The sequence below is a fragment of the Dickeya ananatis genome (assembly GCF_019464615.1).
Lineage (GTDB): Bacteria > Pseudomonadota > Gammaproteobacteria > Enterobacterales > Enterobacteriaceae > Dickeya > Dickeya oryzae.
Genome location: NZ_CP040816.1, coordinates 2,631,869 through 2,648,193, shown reverse-complemented (window position 1 = coordinate 2,648,193; position 16,325 = coordinate 2,631,869). Strand labels below are relative to the sequence as shown.

Genomic DNA, 16,325 nt, shown 5'->3' with positions numbered 1-16,325 from the left:
GATAAAATCTATTTTTTGATCAAATGTATTTTTTGATGCTACTGGATGCGCTATGACAGAAAACGCAGGAACAAAAGACAGTCTGACTCAGTCGACGTACTCACGACTTCGCCATGCTCTGCTGACCTGTCAGCTGTACCCTGGCTCGCGAGTCAATACGAAAGCACTGGCAGAAGGCCTGGAGACGAACGTCGGTGCGATTAGGGAAGCGTTGTCACGATTGACCGCTGAGAATCTGGTCATTGCCGAGCCTCAAAAGGGGTTTCGTGTTACGCCTGTTTCTCTCAAAGACTTGCTTGACCTCACTGCCACGCGAAAACTGATCGAAGGAGAGTGCCTGAGTGAATCAGTGATGCATGGGGATGTGAAATGGGAAAGTGAACTCATCTCTGCGTTTCACATGCTGGCACGTTACGGTAGTGGTGAGGGCGAAACGCTGGGCAGCGAGGAGTGGAATAACCGGCATAATCGTTTCCACGTTGCACTGAGCGCTGCATGTCCAAATGCGTGGTTGCTTCGACTGCAGCGAAAGCTATTTGAACAAAATGAGCGATACCGGATGCTCTCGGTCAACCTCACCGCTGGGGTGCGAGACCTGAACTCAGAGCACAAAGCACTGATGGACGCGGCGCTGGACAAAGATACCCAACGAATCAAACAACTGATGAATCATCACATACAACAGACTACGGATGCACTGGTCGGTTTATTTGATGACAATGGCATATTCGCTGCTTTGCCAGATTGAGATAGCACCATCGTATTGACACGCACAGGGAAAACAGCCTGAAATTCACTATGGGTGCTTAAACTAGGTGCTATCTGGTTATTGGCCTGCTACCCATTTTAGAAAAGATAAGGCTGTAGTGCGACCAATCCCTGAAGCACCGCCCGTTACTATGACGGTTTTTCCTGCAAGACCTTTCATTTTGTTTCTTCATGTATGGTCTTAAAAAACCGATTTTCTAAAGAGTAATTTTCACCTTTTTTTAATATTTTAATATCTATCGCAATAACTTCCTCATTAGTCCTATTTTCCCATTAAATCAGAGTTGATTTCGGGAAGATTTTCATATATAAAATTATTGTAGTGTATAAGTTAACAAATGGTAGCGAATTCATGCTCTGCCAAAAAGTGACCAACTCATTGGAATCTTCTTAAATTCATGCACAAATCTCAGACCAAATTTTTTCACGGCTTCTTCATTTGTTATAGCTAAGTTGAAATTGCCATTAGAAATCAATTCAGCAGCCTTACTGGTTGAGTTTACTATATAGAAATTGGTTTTTGTTCCGAGGTAGTTAGTCACTAATTCCAGAGGTGCTGAATGACTCACTATGACTTGTTCTTCAAGGTCTTTGTTTTCAAATGAATAATCTTGCCTTACGGCTACACCATACATAGGTGTATCACATTGAAATATCTCTATCAGAGAGATGAGCGGATGCATATAAAAATCATTTATTTTTTTATAAGCATGAGGACAGATTATATAATTTATTGAACCATCAAGAAGTTTTTCTTTGGCTTCTTCGAAAGTTTCATATAGCTTTATTTCACATTCCGTATTATTGCTTTCCAAATGATTTCTTATGAATTTTTTAGCCACGTATTCACTACTGGTTCCTTCTGGGCCGAGTGTACCAAGACGGATGTGTGAATCACGAATACTATTAATCTGATCACTGACAATAATCATGATGATAGATCCCTTCCATGAGACAGTAATGTAAGAATACTTTATAAACCTAAATGCCTGAAATCGTTACCACTGTTAGTCCATTAAATCAATAGTGGAATTTTAACAATTAACTAAGGTTCGTAGTTGTAATTTATTATTTATAATTGTAAGTATTCCTGTAAATAGAGCGATTCATTTTTAGAGATCTTCCGACATGTCCTATTGAGGAGATTGCTATGCGCAAGGCTCGATTCAGGGGAATGCCGAAATCTGTATTTATTACGGCGTTCAGTCCATATCTGCCCGGCAGAACCGCTGCCAGTCGTCACTGCTGTACTGGCTACCCTGAGCGCTGTGTACTATGAGCTCGCTTTCTGGTTTACATCTCCATACGGCTATCATCAGCGCATCCAGTATCAGTTCACGTGAGAGGGGGCATCGGTTTTACCACGGTAAATTCACGCTGCATACGATTTGGGGCGACAACAGAAGGTCTGCCTGCGATCCGGCGTGGCGGTTTATAGCCACGTACCGCTTTGATCCGGTTCAGTTGTATTGATGCGACCTACACGATTTTTACCGCAGGTTTCACCGATTTCATTCAGATCACCATGGACCCGACGATAGCCATACACACCACCGCTCAGGGCGTACGAATCGCGGATGAGAACCAGCAGGCGCTGGCTATCTTTATCGCGTGCACAAACCGGATTATGCAGCCATGCATAAAATCCGGCCCGGGCGGCATTCAATACCCGACACATCGTCATGACACCCCATACAGAACGGTGTTCATTGATAAAGCGATACTTCACTGTACTTCAGTTAGGCTCCCTCGCAGAGTACTGCGCGGCCTTTTTCAGAGTGTCCCGTTCTTCTTCGGTACGCTTTAACTGTGCCCTGAGTTTCAGGATCTCACTTAAGACTACCCGATTATTTCCATTTTTATGAGATCCCAAATCTGTTAGTAGACGCCGGGGAATGGAACGCTAAAGTGTCTTTATCACCATACCAAACGCAGCCAGCATCATAATGAATCCCGCCGACCGAAAAAGGAGTCGTTGTGCATTTGCACTGGTGAGGAAGTGTCGTATTCTGAGTGCTGCGAGAATAAAGGCTGCTCCAACAGCCAGAAGGACGAATATGGTAATCGGCACCAACATTCCTCCCCATATTTGTAATGATACATTATCCAGGGAGATAACAAGAGGCAGTATTGCCAGATAGAAGGCGATGGTTTTAGGATTCCCGAGTGTAATGGTCAACCCTGAAAACCAGGCAGATGCTAATTCTCGTTTGGTTGCTCTTTTGGCAATGTTTATTGCCTGGGGCTGGTAGCGCCAGAATTGCCATGCCAGCATACATAAATAGAGTGAAGCGGCCCAGTTAATCAGTGTGAAAAGAGATGTATAAGTATGTGCGATTACCGCCAGACCAAATACCGCAATAGATAAATAAATCAAATCCCCGATAATTAATCCGGCCAGCATCGTAAAACCGGTTACTACACCACCACTTACGCTACGGGCGACTAATGCAGTCATTCCTGGTCCTGGGATTGCGGCAGCTAAACCGAGTGCAGCAATGTAAGATATGATTTGAGCAGTTCCTAACATGATTTTTCCTGTCGAAATTAAATACGGGGAAGAGGATTATTTAAAATTGTTGTTCATAGATATTTGGGTGTGAGCAACAACGGCTCTTGCAAAGACCAGATCCTGAACGGCAAGCCCAACGGACTTAAATAAGGTTTTTTGCAGCTTACGTGCTGTCGGGGGAACTTCTGAAGTGAGCAATTCTCCTATTTCAGTCCCCATATTGTCTTGAGATATAAGTCCTTGTTGCTTTGCCTGTTGCAGACAGGTTGATGAATTCCAAACCGCATCTTTGCAATCAACGTACAGTTCCACCTCCGCATAGATGTTGGATCCTAGCTCCTGAAAATTGGGTGCCGATGCGCCAACGGCATTAATGTGGCAACGATCAGGAAGGTCATGGGAATGGAGAAACGGTTCTTTTGATGCCGTTACTGTACAGATGATGTCAGCATTTGAGATGGCTTGGGCAGGGGTCATCGCAACTGTTACTGGCAGCCCTAAATGTTGCCGACACCAGCCGGCAAATGCAGACGCACCTGTTTCACTTCTTCCCCAAATTGAGATATGTCGGAAAGGGCGAATGGTCATTAGCATCTGGACGTGCTTTTTGGCCTGAACCCCCGTACCTAGGATAGCAAGATGGCTGGCATTCTGAGGAGCCAAAATATCCGTAGCCAGAGCTGATGCTGCCGCTGTACGTAATTCTGTTACTGAGGCAGCATCAACAAGGACCATGTCGCCCTTATCTGAAGCATCATAAAGCAGAATGCAACCCTCATGGGACGTATGCTGATTATTGTGGCTAAAGTCTACTTTGACTGTTTTGAGCCCGAATCCAGCATAGGGCCCTTCTTCAATGTAGGCGGGCATGGTTCCCATGAGACAGCCTTGTTCGGAAGAGATAACGCTCCGTAACGCCTGTTTAACTTTTCCCCTGCTTACCAGAGCGAAAGCATCCCGGCTCAACTGTAGACATGTTGAAGGAGATAAAGCTTGTTCCACCTGCTTACGACTAATGAATTGCATGATGAGTATCCATGGTTATCGCGTCGGAACAGACTGAAATTGAGGTTCTATCTGAGTATGTGCGATGCTATTAAGCAGCGTTGACATCGTTTTTTGAGACACACCTAAAATCACGTCCAGTATATTTTGCTGGCTATATCCTGCGGCCAGCATCTCTTCTACTGCTTGTTGAGGTATCTGGCCCTGCGCTAGAGCAACCTGATGAGTAAAGTGGTATAACGCTGCCAGCTTGCCAGGAAGGGCTTCTGGCTGGTTGGTCAGTGTATTCAGGACTTCTGGTGATACCCCTTTATGTTGCGCGATCCAGGTATGTGCCTGAACTGTGTAGGCGCACTGGTTTATGATTCCCGTTGTGATCCACACGATTGCACGTTCCTCTTCGTTTAGCGAGCACTGGGAGAAGGCGTCATGGGCAAACTGGTAAGATGACAGCAGTGCGGGTGACTCTGCCATATAGGCGCTTTGCCAGGGAATCCAGCCAAAACCGTCAATTGAACTTTGAAGTAATGGACGACTAGCTGACGGCGCACTGTCGAGCGTATGCATTTGCAGTATTGTCATTTCCTATCCTCATTCAAACATTAGAAGCGAACACAGACCAGAGCATGTGTATAGGCCGGATTCGCGAAATAAAGTTGAGCTTGTGTATCCTGGCTGCAATTTCGGTAGTTAACGCGACATCTACTTCACCGGATACTACAGCCTGTGCTGCCGCACTAGTGGATGACATCTCAATAACTTGCTCAATGCGTAATCCATCAGGGAGTAACTCTCCAATTAATGGGATCGGCGCAGGATGAGATGCGACATACAATGGCCTGTCGGGCAGTGTTTTATTAGCTACCAGTCCATAAAGTGGCGTATCATAAAGAAATGTTGCTAGTATTTTTAAACGAGTATCCATATAAAAATCATTAATTTTCGGATACGCATTGGCCACAATTAGCAAACCCTTTTCATCCTCAATATTATTTCTTGCTAATTCATATGAGTCATTAAGGTGAATTTCGTGATAGCTATTCGCATAGTTATCACTCATCCATCGATGAAAAAATTGAGAGGCATATTCACTGCTTGTTCCCGAAGGGCCTAAGGTGTGAACTGGGCAGTTCACGGCATGACTCAGCCCCATGTCCATAAAATGATAGCTCATCGTTTCACCTAAATGTATTATTTAGTAGACCGGCGTTAACCAATGATCGAATACGTCTAACTCCCCACGAACTGACTGTTCATACAGAACTTTGATGGACATTGATATACCATGGATATCCATACTGTTAAGCTTGCGATGGTCAATCTGATTTATAGGGGATATTTCTACTCCTGTACCTGTTAAAAAACATTCATCAGCGGTCAGAAGCTCTGACGGTAAAATGTCTCGTTCTTCTACTTTCAGGTCAAGGCAGGTTTTCGCAAGCGTAATGACTGTGTCACGTGTAATCCCTTCCAGGATATGTGCTGTAACCGGGGGAGTTATTAACTTCCCATTTTTGACCATGAATATGTTAGATGTGGTCGCTTCTGCAACATAGCCGTGATTATTTATCATAATGGCATCGTTATATCCACCTCGCTGGGCTGCTTCCATTGCAAGGGCTGAGTTAACGTAACTACCTGTGATTTTGGCTCTTGCTGGAATAGCGTTATCAGCAACACGACGCCATCCTGAAATTGTGCATGCTATACCGTCCTGTTTCACATAAGAGCGCATATTAAGGCTATTAACTGATAATCCGTTACTGACGCCTGAAAGCTTCACACCAAAGCCGCTGCCAGGCAAAAGGTGGTGTTTATATGCAATTGGTCTGATGTAACAGTCACTGCTGGCTTCATTTCTCCTCAAGAGTGATAGTATTAATTCTTTTAAAGCCTGATGCTCTGGTAGATCATCAATTAACAGTAGTGATGCTGACTGACAAAGCCGTTTAATATGATCATCTAATCGGAAGATATTTACCCTTCCAGTAGAGCGATTCGTGTAGCCACGAATGCCTTCAAACACAGCGGTACCGTAATTAAATGCCTGTGTCGTAATAGGTAAGACAGCTACATTCGCTTCAATGAACTCGCCATTTAGGTAACTCCAACGGTGGTGTGCCGGTTTTATTTCACTGATTTTATCGGGGTCAACTGCATTCATTATTTAAACCCCCGATTAATCAGTGCAAGGGCCGCCTCACGCTCATGATTGTCTGCTGCTGGTCGTAAATCGTGGATACGCGCCGCTTTCCAACTGACCATAGCCGAAGTTGCTGTTACGCTACTCGTTTCCCCATTGATAAGGTTTACCTTGATGCCTGCAATCGTCTGCTCTATATGCGTCTTAACGTCATCGAGAACTGAGGAGATATTTGATTCCTCATTAAACATCTCAATCGTGATATTAAGTACATCGACACCTTCGTGTTTGTCGATTTGAATCGCGTAGTCTAGGCAGCCTTTCAGTCGTTCAAGAAGCGCAGCTTCTAAATCCCAGGCACAGTAAGCAGAGCCATTGAGGGTCAGAACATCACGCACACGGCCAATCGGCACGATTTTTTGGCTGCCATCAGGCATGTAGGTTGAACGTACCATGTCGCCGGTACGATAACGAATAAGTGGTTTTTGTGCTTTATAGAGATGTGTTATGACCAATTCCCCAGTAACCTGGCCCGCTGTTGCGTCGTAGGCTACACCGGTGGAAGGATCAATGATCTCGTAATAGTTGTTTAGGGGAACGGTGTAAAGGTGACTGTCCTTCGCACAGACGGCGAGAATAGACGACTCCTGAGAGGCATACATGCAGCTATATACTTGTGCTCCCCATATATCACCAATGTTCCTTAACAGTGATGGTGTTGTTAGTTCACCAACAGTAAGGATCAGCCTCACGCTTGTAGCTGACGGATCCTGTCCCGAATCTTTAATAAAACGTGCGACTGAAATAGCCACTGCGGGCGTGCAGACAAGCGCGGTTATCTGCAATTCGTTGATCAAAGCCATAACTCGTTTCATTCCCACGACAGGTGAACGAGGCCACATTTTTACAACGCTATAGCCAAGGCTACGAAATACATCTTCGAATGTATCACCCGTTGAATGAAGTTCACTTGGCCCCATTACCCCTACAATATGATCTGAACCATGTTGTTCAAATATATCCCGATAATGAATAATAAGAGGTGTGTTATTATGGATTGAATCAGTCTCGTTACGGGGGCAGGGCGTTGGTTTCCCTGTTGTTCCGGTTGTTTCGTAATAAATCCAGCTTTGGTTAAGGGGGGCAGATGCTAATGACGCACCATGATTCCTTAGGTCATCCTTGGTCGTGAATGGAAGAATATTTATTCTATTTGTCGTCAATGTTTCAATGTCAGTTGAGGTCAAGCCTTTTAAATGTTCACGATAGAATGGAGAGTTTTTAGTAGCGTATTTAATTATTTCTCTAAATTGATTGTTCTGGTGGCTGTAAAGTTTTTCTAAACTGATGTTACCTGTGCTAAAGGCACTGTGCTGATTATAAACTTCTTTTGCTTTTTCGATGATTCCTTCTTTAAAAATAGCATACATATTGTCTTCCTCAGCTAAGAAAAAATTAGATTAATATATTATTTGTGTGCAGCAACGTAATCAGCAGTATATCTACTGCTGACTTTTTAATTATTGACGGTAAATTATTTGTAGAGTGGGAGATTTCCTGTCATTTTTGTTATTTTCTTTTTTGGGCCAATGAGTCCAATTGCTACCAGTTCAATATTTTTACTATTGACGGAAGATATTCTTTCTCCATACTCATCATACGTCTTGCATGACTGTGCCAATGCACTGAATGGCATAATATAAATATCATTGTCATTCTCTGCATTAGCCTGTATTTCATGAAGATATTCACCTGATGACAGCAGAACAGGAAGTGGGCTGTAAATAACACCAGGATAATTGACGTTGTCAAGACTTTGCATATCAGGACCAACAAGGTTTTCAATCATACGTCCAAAACTGATTCCAATGACGCTTGCTGCATTCATAGCAAGACCCGTTGGCAGATCTTTATCAATAATAATCGTACAGCGATGTTGGCTGGCATCAAATTTCATCTTTTATCCTCAATTATGTAGAAAATATTTCAGTGAATACTGGGGAGGTCATTTAATACAGATAGCAAACCACTATTCAGTGTAAAATCACTGGGCAGATCAATATCAACAACCTTCCAGTCTGCAATAGATTTCCATTTTATAACCCCTTTCTGATGATCAGGATGAATAATGTAGGAGTTAAGATCTTCACGTTTTTCAAACAGACCAATCACCACGAAATCTGCTGCAATATCTCGCTTTGTGGTATTCCTGCCACAGCTCCATCCTTTTATTTCGCTGATGTGATTGGGGTGAGCACGCGTTGCTCTTTCGGCATCAATAGCTTCCAGGGATGACCAGCTCCATGGGCTCCTGAATGTAAACATGACTATATGCATCAACATATGATTCAGCGGTTCCCTTATGCTGTTTGTAATAATTTATCGAAGAAGTACATATATTATGCAGCAGCTAAATGGAAAATTGTTACCTATATTATTTACTTGTTCGTGATTTTTAGGTAAAGATTACCTTCTGGTGTTTAAAAAAAGAAAGGAGTTTTCCATTATGGCGCTTAGCCCGATAGATATGAAAATCCTCAAGCTGTTACAAGACGATGCGCGTGTAACTAACCAGGTACTGGCTGAAAAGATAGGCATGTCAGCGTCTCCTTGTTGGCGCAAAGTGCGCAAGCTTGAGGAAGATGGGGTGATTCAGGGCTACCGTGCTGTCCTTGACCGTAAAAAGATCGGTCTGGGCGTGATGGTTTTCATTCGGGTCTCGATTGATAGCCACAGTGAAGCGGAGGCAAAAAAATTCGAAGAAGAGGTCACTGCATTGGCAGATGTGGTTGCTTGCTATAGCATCGGCGGAGATGCAGACTTTTTGCTACAAGTTGTGGTATCGGATCTGGACTACTATGCTGATTTCGCCATGTCAGTTGTACGCCGCTTACCGGGAATTAAAGAAATGCAGAGTATGTTTGTCCTTAAAGAAATCAAACCATTGGTTACTTATCCAATAAAAAAACTGTCCGAGAATGATCTTCCCCAGTAATAATGGATACCAGGCGTAAAAACCCTGCTTCAGCAGGTTCTCATACACCAGCAGACCATGCTCACGGTAACGCTCACAGTGCCGTATTTGTTATCGCCGAAGGCAGGCAATTAAGCGTATTTAAGCATATGGTCCAGAAAGGCGCGTACCGCAGGATTTGAATGACGGCTTTCATGCCAGACCGCTGAAATATTGCGACGCTCTACAGCAAAATCAGAGAGTACAGGCACTAATTTTTTCTCCCTTACCAGAGACGCGGCCATAAAATCTGAAGCCATGCCTATTCCGGCCCCAGCAGCAATTGCTGCGATGACCGTTTCGCTTACATCAACAATCACTGTTGACGGCGGCACTATTTCAACCTCCCGCTCCCCGATGCGGAACGGCCAGCGAAAAAGTTGCCCCGTATTTTGATAACGTAGGTTAATCGTCGTATACCCGTGCAAGTCATTAGGATGTTGTGGAGGCACGTGACGGGCTAAATATTCAGGCGAAGCATAACAACCTATCTGATAGGGCGGGAGGCGACGCAACAGGAGGTTTGAATCTGCAAGCTCGCCAATTCGAATGGCAATATCAATATTTTCATCAACGATGCTTACTACCTGATCGCTCAAGCGTAAATCAATCGTCACTTTTGGATGAAGTACGCAAAATTCCGCAAGCACCGGGGCAATCATATGGATGCCCACCGGTAACGATGCTGCAATGCGCAACATCCCTGTGGGCTCCGCGCGCGTGCGCTTCGCTATCTGCTCTATCTCCTCCGCATCCCGTAATAACCGCAAAGCCCGTTCGTGCAGCTCACGCCCTTCGGCAGTCAATACGAGCGAACGTGTCGTTCGGGTGAATAAGGTCACGCCGAGATGCTTCTCCAGCCGTTGAATACTCTTACTGATGGCTGAAGGCGAAACGGAAAGCGAGCGGGCAGCGGCAGTATAGCTACCCAACGCGCCTGCGCGCGCGAATGCAATGAGACCCGTGAGTCTTTCAAAACCTATTTGTTCCTTCATGGCATAAGTAAAGCGAAATTCAGCCATATTATCAACCATGAATATTGGTCGTATGCTCTGTCACCTGAGTACCTTTTAGATCGAGATGGTAATGACTGAAATGATGAAAGCAGTACAGCTACATGCGTTTGGCGGGCCAGATAACCTGCTTTATGAAGACATATCCATGCCACAGGTGGGAAATGACGACGTTCTTGTCCATGTGCGGGCGGCCAGCCTTAACCCACCAGACTGGTATCTGCGTGACGGTTATCGGGCACTGCCGCCGGAATGGTGGCCAAATCCCACTTTTCCGCTCATTTTAGGTACTGACGTATCAGGCGTCGTCGCAGCAGTCGGTAAAAATATTACAGAGTTCAGCATCGGAGATGAGGTTTATTCGATGGTGCGTTTTCCTAAAAGGGTGATGGCGGGCAGTGGTGCCTATGCAGAATATGTCAGCGTTCCTTCATCAGAGCTGGCGCTGAAACCTCGGGGAATTGGACATGTTGAAGCTGCGGGCGCACCGATGTCACTCCTCACGGCCTGGCAGTTTCTTATCGAGACGGGGCATGATGCACCGAATCCTTTCCAGCCTTTTCCTCACAAAGCGGTGCCATTAGCAGGTCGGACCGTATTGGTTAATGGGGCCGGCGGAGGCGTGGGACATCTTGCTGTGCAGCTTGCTCGCTGGAAAGGGGCGCGGGTGATTGCTGTGGCGTCTTCGCGCAATGAGGCGCTGTTACGCAACCTGGGTGCTGACGAATTTATCGACTACACCAAAACAGCGGCCGAGAGCGCAGTGAAAAATGTTGATCTCGTTCTTGATGCGGTTGGTGGCGCAAATATGGAGCGCTTTCTGCGCTGTATAAGACCTGGCGGTGCATTATTTCTCGTTAATCCTTTGGGTTTTTCCGCAAGGAGTGAGGCCGCCCAAAAAGGTATTTTGGTGTCATCAACGCAAGTACGTTCCAGTGGCACGCAATTATCTGAAGCAGGTCATCTTCTGGAAAGCGGCATTATCCGGGTCGTCATTGATAGCACTTATCCGTTAGCCATGGCATCTGCTGCTCATCGGCGTGCTGCAATGGGAAGTATTCAGGGCAAAATTGTGCTGACAAATTTTTGATAATCACTTTCCCTACCTGCCCTTGTATGACGGTCGGGGAGTAACAGAAAAGGCAAAGAATATGCTCATCATTTCCGGTTATGTGGTGATTGAACCCTCTTACTTACAGCAGTTTATGGCCGATATAAAGTTACTTGCTCAAACCGCGCGCAAACGTGAAGGAAACCTCGCGTATGACGTTGCAGTAGAGGATCCTCTGGTGGCAAGAGTGCTCGTATCTGAACGTTGGCAAGATCAGGATGCACTTACTGCGCATCTTGCTGCGACCAACACCCAAGCGTTTATCACCCGATGGCAGGGACGCATGAAGGGAGATGTTCTGAAATATGACGCTTTTAACGAAAGAGGTCTTTTGGATGTGTAATGACAATGTGGTAACGATGTAATGTGTTGAGAGTAACTGTATTCTCATAGTAGGAAGAAATAACATGTTAACTATTTAACGGGTCTTCTGTTTGCGTTTTCCAAAGCGTGATCATAAGTGCATCATCTTTCACAAAGATGGCCGGATAATCGTCGCGTCGTTTCAGGAAGAATTCGTAGCGATGCTGATCTCTTCCACAGGGTTGCCGCTCTGGGCAGCCCGTGTCGTTTGCTTCCCTTCAGGAAAGGGCAGACACAGACATCATCCGGATCCGTGGGCCGGTTAAACTCACTGTGTTTTCAAGAATTCAGACCGCCTTATTTTTACAGGTTTTTTTAACCTGCCTCTCCCTAACGCGTCATCCATCCATCACACTGAGATCGTACGGAACAACCCGACGGACATCGGTTTTTCGTTCCAGCACGCTGCAGCGTAATACGATTTTTTTGCCAGGATTGCATTTTATTATTGATTTTTAAGAGTTTTATAAATACATCCTGACGGTGCGCAAAAAAGGTTATCAACTAACACTTGACGGAGGTAGAACGATCGTTCTACCATGAATCTATGAACAAAAACACGACAAACACACGAGATAAAATTCTCGCGACCGCTGAAGAGCTCATCTACCAGAACGGTATTCATGCTACCGGTATGGATCTTCTGGTGAAGACTTCAGGCGTGGCCCGGAAAAGTATTTATCGCCATTTCGCGAACAAGGACGAGGTCGCTGCTGCGGCGCTGAATGCGCGTGATGTGCGCTGGATGGAATGGTTCAGAGCCGAATGTGACAAAGCGGATACCCCGCGGGATCGCATCCTGAATATGTTCACCGTGCTTAAAGGCTGGTTCGAATCGGAAGGATATCGCGGATGCGCGTTTATCAACACGGCAGGCGAAGTGGGGGATTCGGCTGATCCGGTTCGTCAGATAGCCAGACTGCACAAGCAGAAGCTGCTGGACTACGTGCTTGAGCTTACCGGGCAACTGAATACAGCGCAGCCGTTACCTCTGGCCCGGCAGCTACTGATACTGATTGAAGGCGCCATCACCATGTCGCGTGTTATGGGCGATTACAGCGCCGCCGATGATGCAAGAGATGCCGCACAGCTGTTACTGAAACAGATCCCGTAGCAGGGAGCTGAGCTCCAACGATGAAACACTCACTGAAATATCCAATTATCCTGGAGGCACCACCATGTCCGATTCACAAATCCGTCCACCACTGCCGCCGTTCACCCGCGAGTCAGCGATTGAAAAAGTAAGGCTTGCTGAAGATGGCTGGAACACCCGCGATGCCGATAAAGTGTCGCTCGCTTACTCTCTGGACACCAAATGGCGTAACCGCGCAGAGTTTGCAAATAATCGCGAAGAGGCCAAGGGTTTCCTCGATCGCAAGTGGAAAAAAGAGCTGGAGTACCGCCTTATCAAGGAGCTGTGGGCCTTTGACGGTGCCCGCATTGCTGTCCGCTACGCTTATGAGTGGCGTGATGACTCCGGTAATTGGTTCCGTTCTTACGGCAACGAAAACTGGGAATTTGGTGAAGACGGGCTGATGCATCACCGCTACGCATGTATCAATGACATGCCGATTAAAGAAAGTGAGCGCAAATTCCACTGGCCTCTGGGACGTCGTCCGGATGACCATCCGGGTTTATCTGAGCTGGGCCTGTAACTTTCCCTGTTTCCCTCATTGGATGCCCGGCTACTGTGTCCTTGCCGGGCGCTTGTCTTACCGGTGTGATGTTAAATCGTACCAGTTAAAGCGAAATATATTTCACCTTAAACAAACCGGGTACTCGTCTCGGGGGCGATACGCCTGAGCGTTTCCTCACGTAAATAGTGAGCCGTTTAATAGCGAAAGCTTTAATAATGAAGCGACTCCTGTGACTGGACGTAGCGTTTTTCGAGCTTGTCGAGGAAGGTGAATAAGCACCTGTTCATTTCACTGTAGTCATTGGTTCGTAATTCTTCGCGTGACTGGACGAAGCGATAATCCGCAGCCCGGCGTAAATCCATTTCGGAATGTGCAATCAGTAAGTCGACGACGTCTGGAGTAAGTTCCATATGACACTGAAAGCCGTAAACCAGCTCGGAATAAGCAACTATCTGACGCGGGCATCCTTCGCTGTAGGCGATGATTTCCGCCTCAGGCGTGAGCCCCGGCATATCGTTATGCCAGTGCCCGACATCGAGCTTGTTGCCGAAATGAGAAAACAACGCGTTCTTCTTGCCCCTGTCGGTCATAAGAATCGGAAACTTGCCGATCTCCTTTTCCGGACTGTGAGCAAAGGGGGCACCTAATGCTTCGCCAATCAGTTGCGCGCCCAGACAGACACCGATGATGGCTTTACCCGATAGCGCTGCAGCGGCAATAAGGGCCTGCTCAGCTCTGGAATCAAAATAGGGGCATTCATCAACAGTGACGGAAGGATCCTGAGGTCCGCCCATAACAATTAACAGATCGATGCCCCGCGTATCTTCGGGAAGTTTTTGACCCGCATAAACGCGGGAAAAAGTGACCTCATGACCGCGAATCACGGCCCAGGTTTCGAAAGCCGCAGGCGCTTCGAAACTTTCATGCACAATAAAATGAACTCGCACTGGCATATACTCCTGGAATGCTTGTTAACTGTTTAATTCAGTGCCCGTTGCCCCGGCAAAATTCTGACCGGGTGACGTCAGCCAGTTCATGTTAAACCTAAGGCTTTAATCTGAGATGCCAGTAAACTTTGATAAAGCGCCAAGACACGATGACGTAACGGGCTGGTCAGCTACGGCCATTTCTTACCAGCGCGGAGAGTGTGATCCCCCCCATTACCATCTTGAAGGGCAGTTATTGTTTGCGACCACAGGCGTTATGCTTGTTGAAGCCGCAGACCGGCGCTGGGTTATTCCCCCTCAACGCGCGCTGTGGATCCCGCCGTTGATGGAGCACTCATACCGACTTTTATCGCATACGGAACTGCGTGCTGTTTACGTCAGCAAGAGCCTTCTTTCAGCGTGTCCGGATTTCACCCGTAACGGTCTGGTTCATGTGATAAACGCGACTTCACTCGTGAAAGAGTTAATTGCCGGCCTGTTCTCGGGAGAACATCACGGCCAGATAAAGCGAAAAATGGTACTTTTACTGCTGGACATGCTCTCCGAGGCACCATCCGCGGTTGCAGAGCTTCCGGTGCCGCGAGATGAGCGATTATTCCGTGCCACAAGAGAGCTGATGCTCAGTCACCGCTGGGAAGCATCCTTAACCGACATGGCCTATATTGCCAACATGTCTGAAAGGTCTTTTTCTCGCCTGTTTTTGCGTGACACCGGGTTCAGCTTCAGAACATGGAAGCAGCGAGCCAGGATATACACATCGCTGGATCTTCTCTCTGAAAACATCCCTGTCAAACAGATCGCCTGGCAGCTTGGTTTTTCCTGTCCTGCTGCGTTTTCCACTGCATTCCGTGCAGTGATGGGCATAACGCCTGGTGATTTTTAACCTGACTACAGCAGGCAGGTTGCGGAGTGCACAGCATCAGTATCGGGCTCGTTTGCAGCGCTCAGTCATGGAGGTTTCCCGGTACGCCGCCAGTCGCCGGGCCGACTCAGTGCGCGGCTTTTAAATGGATACGGATAATTTACCGCTGTTGGAAGAACAGACCCTGCTACGACGAGGCAAAATACTTGCAGACTCTTAAAGAGTGACATTCGCCTTTACAGATACCCTAAAAAGGTCTGTCGAATGCCTCAGTGTGTGAAGCGGACGTTGCTGGCACTATTTCTTCTTATTAAGCATCGACTTGAGATCGGCAAAGGGATTATAGGTCGCAGCGCCAACATCTTTTTGCGCGTCTTCCCCCGCCACAACGGTTGTACCGTACTGCTCGGCTTCCGTGTACTTCGAGTGTTCGTGGTCATGACAATACAGGCACAGCAACTCCCAGTTGCTGCCATCTTCAGGATTATTGGTATGGTCGTGATCGATATGGTGAACCGTTAATTCGCGTAGGTTTGAATAAACAAACTCCCGTGAGCAGCGCCCACACACCCATGGATAGATTTTTAGTGCTTTCTCACGGTAACCGCTTTCCAGCCGCGCGTAGTTTTTGGGGATCAAAACCATTGCCGATGCCACCTGTTATAAAGGGATAATTTTATAATATATCCCATATAGGGAATAGAAAAAGACGGTTCGTCGTCATCCATTTTCGATCTTAGCCGACAACCAGCATTTGACAATGCCGGCTCCATTTTATGAATATCGTTCTAACCCAGTTATTGCAGTTCAGCAAGCGTATCAATACGAAAAAACAGCAGTGCAAGGGCTTATTTTTTACGGGTCAGACACAATATAGAAAACGTACATCTGGTACTCGTTGGTATGGGCTGGTAGGTGGCTGGCGATAATTGACGGATAGTGCGTTTTGGT

19 protein-coding genes and 1 pseudogene are annotated in these 16,325 nt (G+C 46.4%); 7 read left to right on the top strand and 13 right to left on the bottom strand.

The window, feature by feature from the left end:
* The first annotated feature begins 52 nt into the window (after window positions 1-52).
* The gene (locus FGI04_RS11785; protein ID WP_342698784.1) at window positions 53-748 is read left to right on the top strand and encodes a GntR family transcriptional regulator; all 696 of its coding nucleotides are present in this window, start codon (window positions 53-55) and stop codon (window positions 746-748) included.
* 370 nt (window positions 749-1,118) lie between these two features.
* On the opposite strand, the gene FGI04_RS11780 is transcribed toward FGI04_RS11785, so the two are convergent.
* The 10 genes and pseudogenes from FGI04_RS11780 to FGI04_RS11735 all read right to left on the bottom strand — a co-directional run bounded on the left by FGI04_RS11780 (window position 1,119) and on the right by FGI04_RS11735 (window position 8,771).
* The gene (locus FGI04_RS11780) at window positions 1,119-1,700 is read right to left on the bottom strand and encodes a type 2 periplasmic-binding domain-containing protein (RefSeq protein ID WP_342698785.1); all 582 of its coding nucleotides are present in this window, start codon (window positions 1,698-1,700) and stop codon (window positions 1,119-1,121) included.
* 279 nt (window positions 1,701-1,979) lie between these two features.
* Window positions 1,980-2,602, bottom strand: a pseudogene (locus FGI04_RS11775) (IS3 family transposase); the annotation flags it as partial.
* Between the two features lie 69 nt (window positions 2,603-2,671).
* Entirely contained in the window at window positions 2,672-3,298 is a 627-nt protein-coding gene (locus FGI04_RS11770) for a LysE family translocator (RefSeq protein ID WP_342698786.1), read from the bottom strand.
* Window positions 3,299-3,334: 36 nt separating this feature from the next.
* The gene (locus FGI04_RS11765) at window positions 3,335-4,306 is read right to left on the bottom strand and encodes an ornithine cyclodeaminase family protein (protein WP_342698787.1); all 972 of its coding nucleotides are present in this window, start codon (window positions 4,304-4,306) and stop codon (window positions 3,335-3,337) included.
* A gap of 15 nt (window positions 4,307-4,321) precedes the next feature.
* Entirely contained in the window at window positions 4,322-4,867 is a 546-nt protein-coding gene (locus tag FGI04_RS11760) for a carboxymuconolactone decarboxylase family protein (protein WP_038903920.1), read from the bottom strand.
* 13 nt (window positions 4,868-4,880) lie between these two features.
* Window positions 4,881-5,459: a type 2 periplasmic-binding domain-containing protein gene (locus FGI04_RS11755; RefSeq protein ID WP_038903921.1), complete on the bottom strand. Its 579-nt coding sequence runs from the start codon at window positions 5,457-5,459 to the stop codon at window positions 4,881-4,883.
* A gap of 21 nt (window positions 5,460-5,480) precedes the next feature.
* Entirely contained in the window at window positions 5,481-6,449 is a 969-nt protein-coding gene (locus FGI04_RS11750) for a branched-chain amino acid transaminase (RefSeq protein WP_342698788.1), read from the bottom strand.
* A complete protein-coding gene (locus FGI04_RS11745; protein WP_407321148.1) occupies window positions 6,449-7,858 on the bottom strand; it encodes a phenylacetate--CoA ligase family protein in 1,410 nt (469 codons plus the stop codon). Before FGI04_RS11745 ends, FGI04_RS11750 begins: the two co-directional genes overlap by 1 nt.
* 104 nt (window positions 7,859-7,962) lie before the next feature.
* Window positions 7,963-8,385, bottom strand: a complete 423-nt coding sequence (locus FGI04_RS11740) for a PTH2-like family protein (RefSeq protein ID WP_342698790.1) — start codon at window positions 8,383-8,385, stop codon at window positions 7,963-7,965.
* A gap of 29 nt (window positions 8,386-8,414) precedes the next feature.
* Window positions 8,415-8,771, bottom strand: coding sequence for a Dabb family protein (locus FGI04_RS11735; RefSeq protein ID WP_342698791.1), 357 nt, complete (start codon window positions 8,769-8,771; stop codon window positions 8,415-8,417).
* A gap of 163 nt (window positions 8,772-8,934) precedes the next feature.
* Between FGI04_RS11735 and FGI04_RS11730 the strand changes: the two genes are divergently transcribed.
* On the top strand, window positions 8,935-9,423 hold the full coding sequence (locus tag FGI04_RS11730; protein ID WP_038903927.1) for an Lrp/AsnC family transcriptional regulator: 489 nt from the start codon (window positions 8,935-8,937) through the stop codon (window positions 9,421-9,423).
* A 110-nt stretch (window positions 9,424-9,533) separates the two neighbouring features.
* Here FGI04_RS11730 and FGI04_RS11725 read toward each other — a convergent pair whose 3' ends face one another.
* Window positions 9,534-10,436, bottom strand: a complete 903-nt coding sequence (locus FGI04_RS11725) for a LysR family transcriptional regulator (RefSeq protein ID WP_407337412.1) — start codon at window positions 10,434-10,436, stop codon at window positions 9,534-9,536.
* 91 nt (window positions 10,437-10,527) lie between these two features.
* Between FGI04_RS11725 and FGI04_RS11720 the strand changes: the two genes are divergently transcribed.
* The 4 genes from FGI04_RS11720 (at window position 10,528) to FGI04_RS11705 (ending at window position 13,583) form a co-directional block, all read left to right on the top strand.
* A complete protein-coding gene (locus tag FGI04_RS11720) occupies window positions 10,528-11,544 on the top strand; it encodes an NADP-dependent oxidoreductase (RefSeq protein ID WP_407336778.1) in 1,017 nt (338 codons plus the stop codon).
* Between the two features lie 61 nt (window positions 11,545-11,605).
* Entirely contained in the window at window positions 11,606-11,908 is a 303-nt protein-coding gene (locus FGI04_RS11715; RefSeq protein ID WP_342698813.1) for a putative quinol monooxygenase, read from the top strand.
* A gap of 567 nt (window positions 11,909-12,475) precedes the next feature.
* Window positions 12,476-13,042 (top strand): TetR/AcrR family transcriptional regulator, encoded by a 567-nt coding sequence (locus tag FGI04_RS11710; RefSeq protein ID WP_342698814.1) that lies wholly within the window; start codon window positions 12,476-12,478, stop codon window positions 13,040-13,042.
* Window positions 13,043-13,106: 64 nt separating this feature from the next.
* Window positions 13,107-13,583, top strand: a complete 477-nt coding sequence (locus FGI04_RS11705) for a nuclear transport factor 2 family protein (RefSeq protein WP_342698815.1) — start codon at window positions 13,107-13,109, stop codon at window positions 13,581-13,583.
* Window positions 13,584-13,774: 191 nt separating this feature from the next.
* Here the strand turns inward: FGI04_RS11705 and FGI04_RS11700 are convergent, their stop codons facing one another.
* Window positions 13,775-14,512 (bottom strand): type 1 glutamine amidotransferase, encoded by a 738-nt coding sequence (locus tag FGI04_RS11700; RefSeq protein WP_407274735.1) that lies wholly within the window; start codon window positions 14,510-14,512, stop codon window positions 13,775-13,777.
* 115 nt (window positions 14,513-14,627) lie between these two features.
* Between FGI04_RS11700 and FGI04_RS11695 the strand changes: the two genes are divergently transcribed.
* Entirely contained in the window at window positions 14,628-15,395 is a 768-nt protein-coding gene (locus FGI04_RS11695; protein WP_407321164.1) for an AraC family transcriptional regulator, read from the top strand.
* A 276-nt stretch (window positions 15,396-15,671) separates the two neighbouring features.
* On the opposite strand, the gene yajD is transcribed toward FGI04_RS11695, so the two are convergent.
* Window positions 15,672-16,019, bottom strand: coding sequence for an HNH nuclease YajD (gene yajD / locus FGI04_RS11690; protein ID WP_342698817.1), 348 nt, complete (start codon window positions 16,017-16,019; stop codon window positions 15,672-15,674).
* Between the last annotated feature and the right edge of the window lie 306 nt (window positions 16,020-16,325).

Bases quoted from the DNA above. Each gene is read 5' to 3' on its own strand.
- FGI04_RS11785 (WP_342698784.1), top strand. From the start codon at position 53: ATGACAGAAAACGCAGGAACAAAAGACAGTCTGACTCAGTCGACGTAC.
- FGI04_RS11780 (WP_342698785.1), bottom strand. From the start codon at position 1,700: ATGATTATTGTCAGTGATCAGATTAATAGTATTCGTGATTCACACATC.
- FGI04_RS11770 (WP_342698786.1), bottom strand. From the start codon at position 3,298: ATGTTAGGAACTGCTCAAATCATATCTTACATTGCTGCACTCGGTTTA.
- FGI04_RS11765 (WP_342698787.1), bottom strand. From the start codon at position 4,306: ATGCAATTCATTAGTCGTAAGCAGGTGGAACAAGCTTTATCTCCTTCA.
- FGI04_RS11760 (WP_038903920.1), bottom strand. From the start codon at position 4,867: ATGACAATACTGCAAATGCATACGCTCGACAGTGCGCCGTCAGCTAGT.
- FGI04_RS11755 (WP_038903921.1), bottom strand. From the start codon at position 5,459: ATGAGCTATCATTTTATGGACATGGGGCTGAGTCATGCCGTGAACTGC.
- FGI04_RS11750 (WP_342698788.1), bottom strand. From the start codon at position 6,449: ATGAATGCAGTTGACCCCGATAAAATCAGTGAAATAAAACCGGCACAC.
- FGI04_RS11745 (WP_407321148.1), bottom strand. From the start codon at position 7,858: ATGTATGCTATTTTTAAAGAAGGAATCATCGAAAAAGCAAAAGAAGTT.
- FGI04_RS11740 (WP_342698790.1), bottom strand. From the start codon at position 8,385: ATGAAATTTGATGCCAGCCAACATCGCTGTACGATTATTATTGATAAA.
- FGI04_RS11735 (WP_342698791.1), bottom strand. From the start codon at position 8,771: ATGTTGATGCATATAGTCATGTTTACATTCAGGAGCCCATGGAGCTGG.
- FGI04_RS11730 (WP_038903927.1), top strand. From the start codon at position 8,935: ATGGCGCTTAGCCCGATAGATATGAAAATCCTCAAGCTGTTACAAGAC.
- FGI04_RS11725 (WP_407337412.1), bottom strand. From the start codon at position 10,436: ATGAAGGAACAAATAGGTTTTGAAAGACTCACGGGTCTCATTGCATTC.
- FGI04_RS11720 (WP_407336778.1), top strand. From the start codon at position 10,528: ATGACTGAAATGATGAAAGCAGTACAGCTACATGCGTTTGGCGGGCCA.
- FGI04_RS11715 (WP_342698813.1), top strand. From the start codon at position 11,606: ATGCTCATCATTTCCGGTTATGTGGTGATTGAACCCTCTTACTTACAG.
- FGI04_RS11710 (WP_342698814.1), top strand. From the start codon at position 12,476: ATGAACAAAAACACGACAAACACACGAGATAAAATTCTCGCGACCGCT.
- FGI04_RS11705 (WP_342698815.1), top strand. From the start codon at position 13,107: ATGTCCGATTCACAAATCCGTCCACCACTGCCGCCGTTCACCCGCGAG.
- FGI04_RS11695 (WP_407321164.1), top strand. From the start codon at position 14,628: ATGCCAGTAAACTTTGATAAAGCGCCAAGACACGATGACGTAACGGGC.
- yajD (WP_342698817.1), bottom strand. From the start codon at position 16,019: ATGGTTTTGATCCCCAAAAACTACGCGCGGCTGGAAAGCGGTTACCGT.